The sequence below is a fragment of the Paenibacillus sp. OK003 genome (assembly GCF_900109515.1).
In the GTDB taxonomy this organism is placed as follows: Bacteria; Bacillota; Bacilli; order Paenibacillales; family Paenibacillaceae; genus Paenibacillus; species Paenibacillus marchantiae.
Genome location: NZ_FOBD01000015.1, coordinates 28108 through 43688 on the forward strand (window position 1 = coordinate 28108; position 15581 = coordinate 43688).

The 15581-nt window shown below is 47.0% G+C and carries 11 protein-coding genes; 3 read left to right on the forward strand and 8 right to left on the reverse strand.

The genetic code is table 11. The annotated features are described in order from the left end of the window. Positions 1 to 106 precede the first annotated feature (106 nt). The gene (locus tag BMW94_RS21775) at positions 107 to 952 is read left to right on the forward strand and encodes a DUF2161 domain-containing phosphodiesterase (RefSeq protein ID WP_091001014.1); all 846 of its coding nucleotides are present in this window, start codon (positions 107 to 109) and stop codon (positions 950 to 952) included. A 100-nt stretch (positions 953 to 1052) separates the two neighbouring features. On the opposite strand, the gene BMW94_RS21780 is transcribed toward BMW94_RS21775, so the two are convergent. The 3 genes from BMW94_RS21780 to BMW94_RS21790 all read right to left on the reverse strand — a co-directional run bounded on the left by BMW94_RS21780 (position 1053) and on the right by BMW94_RS21790 (position 3940). Then, entirely contained in the window at positions 1053 to 1679 is a 627-nt protein-coding gene (locus BMW94_RS21780; protein WP_091001015.1) for an FMN-dependent NADH-azoreductase, read from the reverse strand. Positions 1680 to 1918: 239 nt separating this feature from the next. Then, positions 1919 to 3142 (reverse strand): aminotransferase-like domain-containing protein, encoded by a 1224-nt coding sequence (locus tag BMW94_RS21785; RefSeq protein ID WP_091001016.1) that lies wholly within the window; start codon positions 3140 to 3142, stop codon positions 1919 to 1921. Between the two features lie 141 nt (positions 3143 to 3283). Beyond that, positions 3284 to 3940: a response regulator transcription factor gene (locus tag BMW94_RS21790; protein ID WP_091001017.1), complete on the reverse strand. Its 657-nt coding sequence runs from the start codon at positions 3938 to 3940 to the stop codon at positions 3284 to 3286. A 442-nt stretch (positions 3941 to 4382) separates the two neighbouring features. On the opposite strand from BMW94_RS21790, the gene BMW94_RS21795 reads away from it, so the two are divergent. Both BMW94_RS21795 and BMW94_RS21800 read left to right on the forward strand, forming a co-directional pair. Then, a complete protein-coding gene (locus tag BMW94_RS21795; protein ID WP_091001018.1) occupies positions 4383 to 4793 on the forward strand; it encodes a hypothetical protein in 411 nt (136 codons plus the stop codon). Continuing rightward, the gene (locus tag BMW94_RS21800) at positions 4790 to 5854 is read left to right on the forward strand and encodes a phosphodiester glycosidase family protein (RefSeq protein WP_091001019.1); all 1065 of its coding nucleotides are present in this window, start codon (positions 4790 to 4792) and stop codon (positions 5852 to 5854) included. Before BMW94_RS21795 ends, BMW94_RS21800 begins: the two co-directional genes overlap by 4 nt. A gap of 345 nt (positions 5855 to 6199) precedes the next feature. On the opposite strand, the gene BMW94_RS21805 is transcribed toward BMW94_RS21800, so the two are convergent. From BMW94_RS21805 to BMW94_RS21825, 5 genes are all read right to left on the reverse strand, one after another. Continuing rightward, positions 6200 to 7216 carry a LacI family DNA-binding transcriptional regulator gene (locus BMW94_RS21805; RefSeq protein WP_091001020.1) on the reverse strand — a complete coding sequence of 339 codons (1017 nt, stop codon included), beginning with the start codon at positions 7214 to 7216 and terminating at the stop codon, positions 6200 to 6202. Positions 7217 to 7315: 99 nt separating this feature from the next. Beyond that, a complete protein-coding gene (locus BMW94_RS21810; protein WP_091001021.1) occupies positions 7316 to 10687 on the reverse strand; it encodes a GH36-type glycosyl hydrolase domain-containing protein in 3372 nt (1123 codons plus the stop codon). Between the two features lie 35 nt (positions 10688 to 10722). Continuing rightward, positions 10723 to 12888, reverse strand: a complete 2166-nt coding sequence (locus tag BMW94_RS21815; RefSeq protein ID WP_091001022.1) for a glycoside hydrolase family 3 N-terminal domain-containing protein — start codon at positions 12886 to 12888, stop codon at positions 10723 to 10725. 134 nt (positions 12889 to 13022) lie between these two features. Further along, on the reverse strand, positions 13023 to 14621 hold the full coding sequence (locus BMW94_RS21820; RefSeq protein WP_091001023.1) for a type 2 periplasmic-binding domain-containing protein: 1599 nt from the start codon (positions 14619 to 14621) through the stop codon (positions 13023 to 13025). Between the two features lie 53 nt (positions 14622 to 14674). Next, positions 14675 to 15577, reverse strand: a complete 903-nt coding sequence (locus BMW94_RS21825) for a carbohydrate ABC transporter permease (RefSeq protein WP_024629050.1) — start codon at positions 15575 to 15577, stop codon at positions 14675 to 14677. Between the last annotated feature and the right edge of the window lie 4 nt (positions 15578 to 15581).

Sequence of the window (15581 nt, forward strand, 5' to 3'; positions counted from 1 at the left end):
GCGCTCAGAAAAAAAAGAACGGATATGATATAATGAAGGTTCTAAATTCGGAATACGGAACAATAGATGGCCAGAGACGAGCCACTTCAGGGAAGGAGCAGAAACGATGGCAGTCAAATACGAAACCGAGTTATATTCGCCTGTAAAGGCTTTTTTCGAACGACGCGGCTATGACGTGAAGGCTGAAGTCAAACATTGTGACCTGGTTGGGGTCAGATCAGATCAGAATGAACCACTCATTGTGGAGATGAAAAAAACATTTAATCTGTCTCTGCTGTTACAGGGAATGCAGCGCCTGAAGCTCAGTCCCTTCGTGTACCTGGCTGTTGAGCGGAACCGCAGCAAGCGTGGGGCGGTGAACCAGCGCTGGGGCGAATTGACCGCACTGTGCAGACAACTTGGGCTAGGGCTTATCACCGTTACGTTCTACAAAACCAAATCACCTCTGATTGATGTGCTGTGCGAACCTGCTGTCCAAGGTCATATGCCCGGTAGCAGCACCGGTGTACATAAGGGCGGTATCCGACGGCAACGATTGCTAAAGGAATTCGACGAGCGCAGTGGTGACTACAACACGGGAGGAAGCACACGCAGGCAGCTAGTCACCGCTTACAGGGAAAAAGCATTACGTGTAGCATCCGCCCTTCGCGCTCAGGGAGAAGCCTCCCCCGCCTTAATCAGTAAACAGACAAGTGTGGGTTCCGCTGCGGCCATTTTGCAAAAAAACTATTATGGCTGGTTCGAACGGCTATCCCGTGGACGATATGTGCTGACGGTTAAAGGTGTGCAGGCACTGACCGAGCATGCTCACATGCTTGAGGATAATGATATGATTGAACGGAGTATAAATGAACTAGAAATGGATTTTTCCTTGAATCAACATGAGAACAGTGAGCTGGAGCTTATTGCGGAAGTAGCGGAGCCCTACCTGATCCATGGAAAGAGTGACTGAGGCAACAGGTAACGTAGCTTCATGCAAAATGAAGATGCAGAAAAGCCCATCTTCTCCAATGGAGATGATGGGCTTTTTCGTGATTCTATAGATTAGGCTATTAGAAGCTTGCTGCTACTTCGGAAGCCAATTTCAGACCTGCTGCTACGATCTCTTGGGAACGGTCAGGTGAAGCATTGTGGCCTTCAACGATAACCAGTTCAGGGTTTTGGATACCCCAGAAGTTCAGTACATTTGTTACATATTTAACGGACATTTCAGCGGATGCCATAGGCTCTACGGAGTAAACTCCGCCACGTGCGTTCAGCAATGCCACTTTTTTGTCGCCTACCAGACCTACAGGGCCTTCAGCAGTGTATTTAAACATTTTGCCAGCTTGGCTCAGGTAGGAAATGTAGTTCACCAGTGGTGCTGGAACAGTGAAGTTCCACAGTGGGAATGCAAATACTACTTTGTCTGCTGCCAAGAATTGATCTTGCAATTGTGCTGCCAATGAAGCAGCTTTTTGCTCTTCAGCAGTTGCTTCGATACCATTAGCGGCTTTGTATCCACCTGTAATTACAGTGTTGCCGTAGTAAGGAATATCTGTATTGTAGAGATCCAGTTCGGTAACTGTGTCACCTGGGTGGGATTCTTTGTATGCGCTCAAAAATGCATCGTACAATTGTACGCTGACTGCTTGATCTGCAGGACGGTCGTTTGCTTTGACAAATAAAATGTTAGACATGTTCGTTCCCCCGTTAGTTAAAATATATGAGTGCTTCTCCTGAACTTGCAATGAATGCAGCTTATATAAAGAAAACAACAACTCATTAATACATATTATATATAAAAATGTTAGTGGATGCAATAACGTAATTACTTTGGGGGTAACCTATTTGCTTCCAAATCCAATGCCTGGAACTTCTGCTGTCCCAGGTTCCAGGCATGAATTTGACTATACATTCTTTCTTTTCTATATCCGGTTTAGCTCCGGGCTGTAAACTCTGTTATGGATTCACTGATCAGATTCATGCCAAGGAGCAATTCATCCCGGCCTGGATGGCTGAAGTTCAACCGGATGTACCGATGATCCTGTTCACCCGTGGAGCAGAGCGAACCTGGAAGAAAAGATACTCCTTTTAACAACGCTGCCTTGAGCAAAGCTCCGCTGTCCAATCCATCCGGCAGCTGCACCCACAGATACATCCCCCCCTCAGGAATCCTATACTGGCTTCCTTTCCAACCCGGACGCTTCAACAACTCGAGCATAAGCTTGAGCCTGGTCTTATACTCCCGGTTCAGCATGGAGAGATGGTCACTCCACTTAAAAGGAGAATGGGCAAGCAGTTGATACAACAACCGCTGATTCATGGGGCTGGACTGTCCGTCTGCTATCCGTTTCACGGAGGCCATAGCCTGGATCAAGGCCGGATGTCCGGCAGCCCAGCCTGTACGCAGGGCAGGTGCTACCGTTTTGCTAAACGAACCAATGTAGAGAACATGTCCACCCTGATCCGCTGTATCCAGCGCAAAGAGGGAAGGATACTTCCGGTAGAAGTCTCCAGGCTCCAATCCATCAAAATGAAGTTCACCATAGGAATCATCTTCCACGAGCAGCACACCATAACGTGAACACAGATCAAGCACAGCCTCACGCCGTTCCATACTCCACAGCACGCCGGTTGGATTGGAAAAACTGGGTGCAGCAAAAAGCAGCTTCGGTCTCACCTGCTGCATGTGATGCTCCAAAAGGTCAGGCAAAATGCCATCTCCATCGCCTGCGACGGGCACGATTTTGGCACCTTGCATCTCCAGAACCTCGAGACAGCCTGGAGAGGTAGGATGCTCGACCAGTACGGAATCTCCAGGCTCAAGCAGCAAACGCATCACAAGATCAATGGCCTGCTGGGTACCTGTGGTCAATAGAATCTGCTCTGGTACCGTCCGTATGCCCTTGCGAGCATTCCAATCTGTGTCCAGCCATTCTCTCAACGGTCTGTATCCTGCCAGCTCACCATACTGCAATGCGGAGGGTCCGGAACTAAATACAGACACCGCTGCTTCTTCCAGCAGTTTGAATGGAAACAGCTCCTCCGCAGGCAGTTCTTCTGCCAGAGAAATGAAATACTCCCGGCCAGACATCTCACGAAGGTCCCTCAGCGGTGAAGTCAAAAGCCTGTTTGTACGGGAGGCGAAGAAATATTTCATCGGTCCGTTCCCCTTTCATCCCTAATCCGAACTGTACTCGCAGTCCATAGCCCCTACAACCTATTCCTGTTGGACACTGAATATGACCAGACCGGACACTTGACGAGTCATCGTGCATAGAGATTCATGGAACCATGCTCGTCAGGATACGGTTTTGGTCTGTCTCGCATATAAAGCATAACGTTCAATCGCCTGTGCCCTGCTGCTTACATCCAGCTTCACGTATATTTTACGCAGGTAATTATCAATCGAACGTCTGCTAACGTTAATCTCACTGGCTATTTTATCATAGGTTACGCCCTGAACAATTCTTTCCATGATAAAAGTTTCGGTCTCTGTTAATTCAACAATAAGTTCTTCTGTCGGAGATTCCACAGGCTGTGCCCAATCCGAACTGGCTAACCAGGATAATGGAATGGATACACATCCCTCACGCAGCCCGGAAATCAGATGAATCAGCTGGCTAGGGGAAGCCTGTTTGGACAGCATACCACTTGCACCAAGACTGATTAGATGACGAAATAATTTTACATTGTCCTCGTCCGTTAGAATGATGATGTGACTATGTGCCGACAGATTTTTCATCTGGGCAATATACTGATCCGCCTGACCCTCAGGAAGCCGATAATCCATCAAAATCAGATCGGGCTGGTGAATGTTCACCAGGTCAAGACCTTCGGACCCGGTCGAAGTCATCCCCCGTACCAACAGATCCTGCTGTTCTTCCAAAATTAATTTTGTACCCAGCATGCTGGTGGGGTGGATATCTACGATGACCACCTGCCATACTTTTTTCATTGTTGTTCCCCCTGTTATGTATTGGACAAATTCCTTTTCTACCATCAGCCATAATAATGCCTCTATCCTTGCGACAGTCCGTGTATAGAAGAAGTAAAAGTCGGATAATGTCGAAAAATAGAAAAAACGGTTGATACAGCTGTAAAAACAGCTCTATTTCTACTGTATTTTGCTGTCGCCACATCGGGACTTTTGTCTTCCCAAGCGAAGAAAGATCAAAATATAGTATAAATTTCCTGCATTTCTATCTAAAAAAGTCGAAAAACTTGCCCAAAGTTCCTACTTATTGCATCTATAAGAAATTGTATCCTAGGACTTCCTTCCGATGCAATCTCTTTTTATCCTATTACTCAAAGAATTTCATTTTTGCGTAATCAATAGTGGCATGATAGAATGAGGACTGGAAAATTTTTTGTACCTATAAATAACCAGGAGTGATGATATGAAACCTTCTGTCCAACCCTCTGACATCCATCACACCCGGAGCGCCAAAGGTAAGGCCGGATCTTCAGTCAAGCTGTTTCTGGTCATGTGGATTGTTCTCATTGCACTTGGAGTACTCGGAACCTACTATTATAGTAACCACCTCCAGCAACAGATGATTAATCAGCTTCAGACCCATAATCAACAGCAGATTGCAGCGCTCAAAGCCGACTACGAAAAGCAGCTAACAACGATATCCAAGGAAGTAGCGGCCCTGCAGGGCCAGGTGCAGTCCTTTAATGAATTGCTGACTTTCACCAAGGATAATGCAAACGATAAAACCGACAACAGCAACAAATTGTATACCCAGCTGAGCGAAGTCAAAAAACAACTGGAGACACTCCAGAAAAAGATGGACCTGCTCAAATGATTACACCCGTAAAAAAGGTTAATCGTTTATTTATGCTTGCACTTGCTCCCTTTGTTGGATTGATGTTATGCATGCTGCTGATTCGTCCTCCGCTTGAACCCGGAGATTTCATTGATTCCGGTCTGGCTGAAGAGACCATTACACCCCGGACCCAGGCAATTAGCCAGGAGCTTGCAGGGGCAAAAGAAGCTGCTGTTCAGACTTCTTCTTCTATTAAAAGAACAACACAGCTGTACAATCAGACAACGAGTACGATGTCGACGCTTGTACAGAAGGCTACGGTTCAAGCCGCTCGCCCGGAAACGATCTATAATCAACGGATCTCATCCAAGCTGGGCGTTCCGTTTGAACGGATAGACAGTGATCGAATTACAATTGAACTCTATAGGGTCAATCCAGGCGCCTATAAGGGTTATGCGATGAAAATCAAGCTAAAAGACCCCACGGCCATGAAGATGGCTCTGGACAGCGAGCCAGGCCGATCTGAGACCACCATGCAGGCGGTCAAGCGCAGCGGTGCCATTGCCGGAATTAATGCCGGAGGATTCGCCGACAGCGGCGGCAAGCGGTATCCACTAAGTACAACCGTTATGGACGGCAAGTATGTGAATGGTTTTCAGGCCAGCTTTAAGGATCTGTTTTTTGTAGGTCTTGATCATGCCGGTAAGCTGGTAGGCGGTAAATTTTTCGACAAAAGCTCCCTGGATCGCCTACAACCCCAATTTGGAGCTACATTTGTACCCGTGCTCTTGCAGAATGGACAAAAAACGGTCATTCCGGCCAAATGGAAAGTGTCACCCAAGCGGGCGCCACGCACCGTAATTGGCAACTACAAGGACGATCAATTGTTGATTATCGTGGTTGACGGGTATAACGAAGCGGGCAGCTCAGGAGCCACCCTGGAAGAGCTGCAAGGACGTTTGTACAAGCTTGGCGTCGTGGACGCCTATAATCTGGATGGCGGCGGATCGTCCTCACTCGTCGTGAATAACCGGGTTGTGAATAACCCTTCGGACGGGAGCCTCAGACCGGTACCTACTCACTTTTTATTTTACAAATGATGGAGTGAAGCATTCCTTTTCTTCCTATAATGGTTATAATAGAAGTAAAGATTTTGCAGGAGGTGCTATGGTATGTCATTTTCACTGACATTTTGGATTATTGCAATTGTATTGGCTCTCTTCCTTACAGGCATTCTCACTTCATCCTACAACAATGACAAAACCAAGGGCCTTTAAGGGCCAAGCCTCTCCTGGTGAGAGGTTTTTTCATTTTATAGTGGGTCAAATAAACAAGCTAAACAAGAGACAAGGCTTAAAAGAATGCTTCAATTCTTCTAAGCCTTGTCTCTTGCTGTAAAGTCGTCAATTGACACAACATCCATGGATGAAGAAGGGGCAGTGTCGTCAATAGCTAACCGCCTTTTCACCCTGGGTTTGCGCCATATATTCTGACTGAACCTGGCTGTTTACCGACCCGCCCTCTACCAGCGTCACGTAGATGCGTTCATGATCGACAGGCTCTCCGGCAATAATCTTGATTAATTGCTCGGCTGCGAGTGCGCCCCATTTTCGTTTGGAATAATCAATCGTGACCAGTCTCGGCTGCACATATTTGCTAAGTTCAATATTGTCGAATCCGATAATATCAATCTCCTCACCAATGTTTAACTCGCTATCAGCGAGCCGGTCACACATCCCAATCGCCATCTCGTCATTAAGACAAAACACCCCAACCGGTTGAGTATATTCCTGAATAATACGTTCAGCTGCCCGTTCTCCGCCACTCTTCTCGAAATCTCCGGTGATCTCAATCCATTCCACATTCGCTGCCCGCTCCGATACTTGCCTCACGGCCTTTAACCGCTGAGCCGAGTCAAATGAGCCTTCCGGACCTGTCACGACATAGATCTTCGTGTGTCCCTGTTCAATTAAATGCTCCATTGCAAGGGTTGCTCCAGCCTTGTTATCCAGCAGAACCTGATTAATATTGGGGTGATCCAGTTCCCGGTCAAGCACAACAATCTTGTGTCCTCTGTCTGCATATTGCATTAGTTCCTTGCTTGCAAATGTATGATCCAGAATGACAGCACCATCAATCATTCGTTCTGGAAGCATTCGATGAGATTGTTTCCCGCTGCACACAATCAGGTCGTACCCTTGCGCGTTGCATACAGACTTCATACCACTAAGCAAGTCTCCATATACATCCCCGCTAAAATCCGTCAGAAATACACCCAGAATTTTGGACTCTCTCTTCTTCAATGTTCTGGCAGCAGCATTGGGAACATAGTTCAGCTCTTTGGCGATAGCCAAAATTTTGGAACGGGTCTCATCTGTCACTTTGTTGCTGCCGTTCAGAGCATATGACACGGTAGAGATCGAAACTCCCGCCTGTTTGGCGATATCCTTGATACTGACCACATTCTTCGCTCCCCTGTGATGTTCATCAGGCCCTTCGAAATCGAAGGACCTGACATCTTAGATATTTATACTTGATAAAAAGGACTACCGTTTACACGATTAACTGTAAATCTCAATCACGTTATTCTCGCTCAGGCTCTGTTCAAGAGCCGTGCGTGAAATACGCAGTCCACCAAGACGATAAGGTTGTTGCAATCTTGTCGCATGCAGCTCCTTGCCATTCAACACAATACGTTGTACGGCCTCTCCGTTGAGATGATAGACGAAGGTTACTTTTTTGCCGGCAAATTGGAAATCAAAATGCAAACCATCCAAGCTGACAGGCAGCACAGGGTCCAGAACCAGATCTACTTCCTCCTGACGAATGCCCAAGGCGTTCGAAATGAGCTGATTCATGTAGATTCCCGGTCCACTGGAGTAAATTCTCCAGCCGCCCTTCACCTGCACATCTCCGGTGCGAAGCTTATCGAATTGCTCCTGCGCTGCATAACGGTTGTTGAATTTTCCGTCAGAGCTGCTGAAGTAGGCATTACTTTGACGCAAATCCGCATTAGGAACAGCTTCCTGGATACCCACTGGATTGATAATGCCGAGGCCATTCCAGACCTCATCCGGGTTGCCCAGCTTCGCCATGGCTTCAATATAACGGATGTGAGCATGAACATATTGCAAGCCCACTTCACGTCCAAAGTTGGATGCCTGCTCTGCACGTTTGAAATGAGTGCTGACGCCGCCATCATACTGTGCTGGACGATTCATCAATCGGACACCATCCGGGCAGTACAGCTTGTCCTTGATCAGTTCATAATGGGATTGCGCTTGCTCAGGCTCCAGCAGCTCGGCAATCATGCTGCGTGTCATTGGCAGCAAACGGTACTGAATACCTGTCTCGCTGTCATCCGGATGCAGCATGCGCTTCGTTTGTGCCGGATCTTCCATATATACAAAGCCCGGAATCACATCGGTATCCAACATATACTTGCTGAAGTCCCTTTTCACACCCGCTGCCATATCGCTTAATTCCGAAGAAAGCTCCGGTTTCACAGGCGCAAGCGCTCTGGATAGCTGCTTCAACGTTTGATAGGTGAGCGCCACAGTCCAGCTGCTGACCATATATTGCTTCAATTGAGCATTGGCAGGCTGTAATGTATCGTCCCAGTCCCCGTCACCATATGAAGAGAGGAATGTATCATGCAGGAAATGACTGCGAATATACTCCAGTTCTTTCTGGGCATGCTCCAGCACGCTGGCTGTCTGATCAGTAAAGTCAAAACCATGTTTTACGGTATAAGGTACTTCCTCATTCAGAATCGAATAATCCTTGGTGGCAATCAGATAATCACTTAGCACTTTGAGAGGCCAAACAATAATGTCACCATGGCTTTCTTCCTGCTGAACTTTGAAATAACGATCGAACATAAACCATTGCGGCCAGTTGCCGTCATCCTCATACTGATGCGAATATACCGTCTTCAGAATGTCGCGAACCTGCTCATACTTTTGTGTAGCCATAAAGTATTCGACCGGACCCTGGCAGACATCCCGTGTTCCCCAAGCTGCACCGCCATATTGCTCCAGTCCGTGAGGAACAGAGTAATGCACCAGCATATTGTGGGTGTACCACCATGCAAGAGCATTCACTTTGAACAACTCGTCTGCTCCTTGCTTCTGAGGTTGGGACAAATGGAACCCATTCATCACTTCTGCATAGAAGGTACGATAAGCTGCCACTTCCTCTTCGAAGCTGCGTGTCGAGGATGCGATCTGTCCTCCTTCCAACAGCCCTTGAATGGTCAATGTCCATTCAGCGCTGCTGTCCAGTCGTAAAGTCGTCAGTGAGTCGTCGCCTGCGTTTACTCCACTAGCCAGTTCAGTCTCATCGCCAACCGTCACTCCTGCTCCGCTTACCCGCATGCGGTACTCAAGATTAGGATATACTTCGGCACTGAGGGAGCTGTGATCTGCCTTGAAGCTCAGTTCATCATTCTGCTCCGAAACATGAACAGGAAGTTCATATTCATTCACATTCATCGTAATCTGATTGGTAATCAGGTATCGATAAGCTATTCCTTTTTCCGACTTCACATGAAGATGTACTTCAGGCGTATCCAAAGTTGTATAATTCGTGATAATCAGCGTATCCTCAGCTGTTTTGTAATACCAGCGAACATAGTTGAAGCCCATTTCAAACAGGGAAGGCATCGTGAGTAGGTGGAAAATCCCCTCCATCTCAACGTAGATCCGCTGACCCGATGATTTGGGTATATTAAGTGCACTACGTGCGTTGCTCATCATTTTATTGAAGTTCGTATTACCCACAACCACATGGGAATTGAAAATACCATACATATAGGAAGACGTAGTGATTACGTTCTGACCCAGCTTCACATTGTTGCCACTCATCAGGATATGTCCATGCGGACGTTCCACACGCATTTCCTTTTCCTTGAGCACAATATGCTCATACGTATCGGTAAAGAACGCCAGCAATTCACCATCCGCGCGCTCTTCCTGATGTCTCTTCACAGCCGGGAAGCGGGAATTCACTTCTTCTTCGGTCATCGATAAAGTAGGCAAGGGTTCACCTATTACCGGATGAAGAGACACTTTTGGAAGCACGTTGGATACTGCCTGCACTGCGCTTGAAGACTCTTGACGCTTCGCTTCATACTCGTCCCAAGCCTGTTGGAGAACATCCTGGTATTCGAGTTCCTTCACCGCTTCAGGATGGTTGGCCTGAAAAAGTCCATAGAACACAAAACGAGCTTCGCCACTCAACACCACTTTTTCGGACTGCAGAGCTGTGTACGCAAATTCATACTGGTATACTTCATTCGCAAGTGTTGACTTGCTCAGACGTTCAGGGACATTCGTTTCCTTGTAACTCAAGCCAAAGAACTGAAATCCATCTGTGGAGTAGCCTGCTGCACGGGTTAATGAACCCTGTTGAAGATAAGGAAAAGCCCCGCCTTGTGGCTGATTCTGCCGTGAGGCTACGATATATCCCAGCTTCGCATCCTCAAATACGGCATGGTCAATATATTGCGACAAGTAAGCCTCATTGCTGCGTACCGCACCTGGATCGGCATTGCCGACATCCTGGCCATAGACCACGTCGACCTCTTCTCCATTACCATTTACGGTTACATCCCAGAACCATACACCTTGTGTTGTTGGAGCAAATACAACCTGATAGCCTACGCCCTCAGCAGTACCTGTCCATACCATACGACTGCCTTCGTTGCTCACCTGGCTGTCGGAGTGGATGCCAAGCATTGGCACAAAACGAATACCGGAATCACTATGAAACCGCAAGTATAGATTGTTCATGGAGCCGTCCACCGGACTAGCCATCCACTGATTAATCATCGTTGTTCCACTTACAGCCTTGAACAAATCACCGCTTTCCCAGAACGTAAAGCACAGGTCGCCGGATTGTACGTTGATTTGAGATTTATTCATGGTCTTCATATATCTATTCATATCCTCCTATCCACAATATCCCATTACACCAACTTGAACGTACTCTCCAATGTATCGCGGCTATTCGGCCCTACGAAAATGTGGAATGTTCCCTTATCACTGCGATGACTCAAATCGGAATGATGATAACGAAGCTGTTCTTCATTTAATGTAAATGTAGCCGTACCACTTTCACCCGGTGCGAGTGACAGCTTGACATAGCCTTTCAGCTCACGCATTGGACGCACAACTTCACCCGTGACATCACGTACGTACAACTGAACCGTCTCTACCCCAGCACGTTCGCCAGCATTGGTTACAAGCACTTGGATGGTCAGAGGTTGATCAGCAGTCATTTCATTGCTTGATACTTTCAGGTCACCATACTCAAACGAGGTGTATGACAAGCCGTAGCCAAACGGAAGCAGCGGATCATTCGGACTATCAATATATTTGGAGACATAACGCTCTTCCGTCTTTTGCGGATTGAGTGGACGTCCTGTATTAAAATGATTGTAATATACCGGTATCTGACCTACAGATTGCGGGAAGGACATCGTCAGACGCGCAGATGGATTCACCACACCTGTCAATACATCGGCAATGGCCGCTCCACCCTCACTGCCCGGGAACCACGCTTCAAGCACAGCATCGGATTCTTCAAATACACCATGTAAGTCCAGAGGGCGACCGTTGAAAATAACGCTCGCGATTGGTTTGCCGGCTGCTTTGAGCTGTTTAACCAATTCCAGTTGAGCTGCTGGCAAACGAATATCCGTACGCGATCCGCCTTCACCACTCATTTCAGAATCTTCACCAAGTGCAAGCACGATCAGATCAGCTTTGCTTGCTGCTTCAAGCGCTTCAGCAATCTGTTCAGCGGTGATCGTGTGAGCGTTGCTGCCTTGAGCCATATGAACTTTCCCGGCAGCAAGACGTTCCTGCAAAGCCGTTCCGAGTTTAACGGCATCCTCTTTGACACCTTCACAGGACCACCATCCGAGAATGTCTTCACTTTGGGCAAAAGGTCCAATTAACGCTACATTGGCTTCTGGCTTCAGCGGAAGCACGTCATTATCATTTTTCAGCAATACTGCCGATTGGGTTGCAAGCTCGTACGATACCTGACGATGTTCTTTCGAGAACACGATCTCGCGCTCACGCTCCGGATCCGCTGCACGCAGTGGATTATCGAACAATCCCAGCTTTTCTTTCAGTTGCAGAATACGCAGCACCGCTTCATCAATGAGCGTTTCTTCCACTTCTCCGTTCTTGATCAACTCTGGCAGATGATGAACATAACAAGGTGTCATCATCTCGATGTCCACTCCTGCACGAATGGCGCGGTATGCAGCTTCACGATCATCTTCAGCTGCGCCATGAGCAATCATCTCGCGAATGGAAGCCCAATCCGAGATCAACACACCATCAAAGCCCCACTCGTCACGCAAGATGTCACGCATGAGCTTCTCATTTCCGCTCGCTGGAATACCCTCTACGGTATTGAATGAAGCCATAACCATTTCGACGCCTGCATCCAGTGCTGCCTTGTAAGCCGGTAAATAGTACTCACGCAAGCTGCGCTCAGACATATCGACCGTGTTGTAATCACGACCACCTTCTGCTGCCCCATAGGCTGCAAAGTGTTTTACACAAGCCGCCAGACGATCCGGCTCATCCTTCAAACTGTCGCCCTGATATCCACGTACAAATGCCGCAGAGAACAGACTGTTCAAATAAGGATCTTCGCCTGTCGTCTCCATTACTCGACCCCAGCGCGGATCACGAACAAGATCGACCATCGGTGCAAACGTGACATGGAGGCCAGATACGGCGGATTCACGTGCTGCAATCTCAGCACTTTTCTCTGCCAGTTCGGTGTCCCATGAACAACCAATGGCAAGCGGGATGGGGAAAATAGTTTTAAACCCATGCACGACGTCCGCCATGAACAAGAGCGGAATGCCGAGACGGCTTTTTTTCAGGTAAGCTTGCTGTACATCAATAATGGCCTGTGCACCGGACAATCCCAGAATGGAGCCACTGGCATCCACGGACTGCTCCGTGATTCCCATCTCTTCCATTGGACCTGTGATCTGACCTTCAACACTGGTTCCTTCATAAAAGTTAGCGGTCAGCTGTAGCAGCTGGGCCGTTTTTTCTTCCAAGGTCATTTGCTTTACAAGGTCTAGCAACTGCTCGTTATTCATAGACATTATCCTCCACTACATGTTGTTGAACTAAAGAACCCGGCTGCGTTCGGGGAGAGACCGCGCACCGGGTTCGATTGGATGGGACCGACAGAACACACCTGTCATATCCCATCTTGTTAACTACTGAATGATTACTTGAATTCTTTGTTCAGTTCATCCAGATAAGGTTGAACCAGGGACATTTTGCTGTTTACCCATTCTTTCCAGTTCGCTTCCAGATCTCCACTTTTGAGGATCAAGTTGGCATACTCATTCTGGTAGTCGAATGAAGCCTGACTTTTAGCTTTGGAATCGTACAGGTTGACATCCCAGTCGTATGTTGCGAGTGATTGACCTTCTGTACCGAGTTTTGCTTTTTCCTCGAACAGCTTCACAGCTCTATCACGATAATCCTTTTTAATTGCAGGGTTTACAACACTGAAGTCGTCACCCAGAAGATACAGACCTTCGAAACGTGCTGGGTATTTATCTTCCAGAACAGTTCCTTCTGGCAGCAAGCTAACGAGTTCGTTGTTTTCGTCATACTTCCAATCTTTTCCTTCAAAGCCCATGTTGATCAGCAATTGTCCTTCTTTGGTAGTTGAGTAGTCGATCAGATCCATGATCCGTTCGAATTTCTCGTCACTGATGTTCGGATTGAAGATCAATGCAGACCAGAAGTTGGCTTGCTCCATGTTGCGGTATTTCCCGTCATCGCCCAATACGATTGCTGTGTGTACCAGATCATCACTATCCACACCCAGATTCTTTTTCATATCGGAATCCAGACCTTGTCTGTACGAAGCCAGTCCGCCCAGACTTGTTACTGCAGCTGTACCTGTTACTTTGAAGTTGTTTTGACCTTCATTGTTTTTCCATGTGTAGAACTCAGGATTGAGCAAGCCATCTTTGTAGGCTTTTTGCATCAATTTAAGTCCTGTCAGAGTTTCAGGATCTGCTGGTCCCCAGTGGAACTGGCCATCTTCTCCTTTATAGAACGGAGAGTCAGTCATGGCATGCACACTGTTCGGCATAATGATATTCGTCATAGCATCTGCCGCATTGTAAGACAGAGGTACAAGTTTGTTGCCCACTTTGCCTGGATCTTTTTCTTTCACAAGCTCAGCGTATTCATTCAATTCTGATGTTGTATATGCATCTTTCAGTTCGAAACCAACCGCTTCAGCCCAGTCTTTACGAAGCGCAATGACACCAATTTGGTTCGTCAATGGGTCAGCCGGTTTGTTCTCGAAATAGATTGGTCTTGGCAGGACGTATGTTCCACCTGTCAGTTCTTCCAGCTTGTCTCCAAGACCGGTCAACTTGTAGGCTGCTGCCACGTTAGGCCAGCGTTCTTTCCAGTCATCCGGGAATTTGTAGAACAGGCCTTGATCAATACTGTTCATGGCATCGCCATGCACGTAGTTCCATACGGCTACATCCGGCAAATCGCCAGAGTTGATCCACAGACGAAGCTTCTCGCCCCATGAATCCCAATCAATATAGTTGTAATCCCATGTTACATTGAACTTGTCTGTCCAGAACTTGTGGAAATCATTATCCAGGTTCCCGTTTTTAATTTCTGTCAGGTTAGCAACAGAGATGGTCAGGTTATCTTTGTAATTTCCCTCTGCATCTTTTTCGTTACCACCTGAAGCTCCTTGGCTGGAACAAGCGGTCACCATCAGCATAACTACACTAAGCGTGATGGCAAAGAGAGCTCTTACTGACAACTTTTTGTTCGTTTTCATGTTTTACCCCCATGTTTTTAGTAGAATTTTAATGCAAAATCCTATACGTATAATCAGGTCTTGATAGCCCCTGTCAATACCCCTTTGGCAAAGTGTTTTTGCAGCATTGGGAAGAAACACATAATTGGTACCATGGTTACAAATACTGCCGCCATCTTCATACCCATGGAGAAATTGCTTGCTTGGGCAGCATCCACACTGGATGCATTGGATGCGTTCGTCTGCGATGTGACGATAATGTTTCGGAGTACATTCTGGAGCGGTAACTGATCCGCTTTTCGAAGGAATATCATCGCATCGTACCAACTGTTCCAGTACGCCACGCCGTAGAACAACGTGATGGTAGCCATAATTGGTGTAGCCAGCGGAAGAACTACCGAGAACAGAATTCTCCACTCTCCTGCACCATCCAGTCTCGCTGATTCCATCAGCGATTCAGGCAGTGTGTAGAAGTAGTTCATCATCAGAATCATGTTAAATGCACTGAAACTTCCCGCCAGGATAACGGACCACAACGTACCTGTAAGGTGAAGTGATTTCATGATCAGGTACAGCGGTACGATACCACCATTAAAGATCATGGTGAACAGTACTAGGAAAAAGAGAAATTTCTTGAACGGAAATTTATTGCGACTAAGGCCATATGCCATGCTTGTTGTCAGGAACAAGCTGAGTGGCAAACCAATGACGAGCAAAATAATTGTATTTTTATAACCCGACAGAATCGTTCCGTCAGCGAACAACGCCTTATAGGAATCCAATGTCCATTCTTTAGGGAACATCAAAAATGGATTGTCAGCATATTCTTTTTGTGTTGCGAACGAGATCATGATGACATTCCAGAACGGAATCAGAATCATCAGGGCAAGCACAAGTAATATAGCGAAAATAATGTAATCGAGAAATGTCATTTTTTCAGTACCAATTCTCGGTTTTTTGTTAGCTCTCTTGCTCATTTCA

Bases quoted from the DNA above. Each gene is read 5' to 3' on its own strand.
- BMW94_RS21775 (WP_091001014.1), top strand. From the start codon at position 107: ATGGCAGTCAAATACGAAACCGAGTTATATTCGCCTGTAAAGGCTTTT.
- BMW94_RS21780 (WP_091001015.1), bottom strand. From the start codon at position 1,679: ATGTCTAACATTTTATTTGTCAAAGCAAACGACCGTCCTGCAGATCAA.
- BMW94_RS21785 (WP_091001016.1), bottom strand. From the start codon at position 3,142: ATGAAATATTTCTTCGCCTCCCGTACAAACAGGCTTTTGACTTCACCG.
- BMW94_RS21790 (WP_091001017.1), bottom strand. From the start codon at position 3,940: ATGAAAAAAGTATGGCAGGTGGTCATCGTAGATATCCACCCCACCAGC.
- BMW94_RS21795 (WP_091001018.1), top strand. From the start codon at position 4,383: ATGAAACCTTCTGTCCAACCCTCTGACATCCATCACACCCGGAGCGCC.
- BMW94_RS21800 (WP_091001019.1), top strand. From the start codon at position 4,790: ATGATTACACCCGTAAAAAAGGTTAATCGTTTATTTATGCTTGCACTT.
- BMW94_RS21810 (WP_091001021.1), bottom strand. From the start codon at position 10,687: ATGAAGACCATGAATAAATCTCAAATCAACGTACAATCCGGCGACCTG.
- BMW94_RS21815 (WP_091001022.1), bottom strand. From the start codon at position 12,888: ATGAATAACGAGCAGTTGCTAGACCTTGTAAAGCAAATGACCTTGGAA.
- BMW94_RS21820 (WP_091001023.1), bottom strand. From the start codon at position 14,621: ATGAAAACGAACAAAAAGTTGTCAGTAAGAGCTCTCTTTGCCATCACG.
- BMW94_RS21825 (WP_024629050.1), bottom strand. From the start codon at position 15,577: ATGAGCAAGAGAGCTAACAAAAAACCGAGAATTGGTACTGAAAAAATG.